This is a genomic window from uncultured Duncaniella sp., assembly GCF_910578445.1.
GTDB lineage: Bacteria > Bacteroidota > Bacteroidia > Bacteroidales > Muribaculaceae > Duncaniella.
Map to the genome: position 1 here is coordinate 1 of NZ_CAJTQC010000081.1, position 505 is coordinate 505.

Below are 505 nucleotides of genomic sequence, written 5' to 3' on the forward strand. Positions count from 1 at the left end.
TTGCATACTTCTTCCGTCTCGTCAGAAAGAGTCCAATTGAAGTCAGGTGTCGGTTCTTCAAAGGTATATTGATCCATTAAAATATGCTCATATGACGTAATTGTGTTTTTAGCCTTGTCCTTTATCATCTCGTCAAGCGACATTCTTCCATATTTGTCTCCGAGTTTTGAATATTCCTCAAATGGCAATCCATTCGGATAGTCCTTGGCCATGACAGAGTCCCGTTGATATCTTGCATATATGCAATAACGGCTATTTGTATGACCGATTTCGAGAAGTTCATCTTCGATTTGCGACCGATCAAGAACCGGATCATATACAAAGTGTTCATATACACATTGAATTCTGCATCGGTCTATTGTGCGGTATTTTTCTGCGCGACTCCTTGTTTGGGCGTCGCACTCCAGATGGAATAGAGAGAAAACCAAGCAGATAGATAGTAAAAGTTTGTTGAGTGTCATAAGGCTATTGAATTCATGATTATTAAACACCTTGATTTAGTTTT

At 39.0% G+C, this 505-nt stretch carries 1 protein-coding gene; it reads right to left on the reverse strand.

The features are described from left to right. Positions 1 to 212 (reverse strand): hypothetical protein (locus tag QZ311_RS12415; RefSeq protein ID WP_297068545.1); only part of this gene is annotated, 212 nt, incomplete at its 3' end. Positions 213 to 505: the final 293 nt, after the last annotated feature.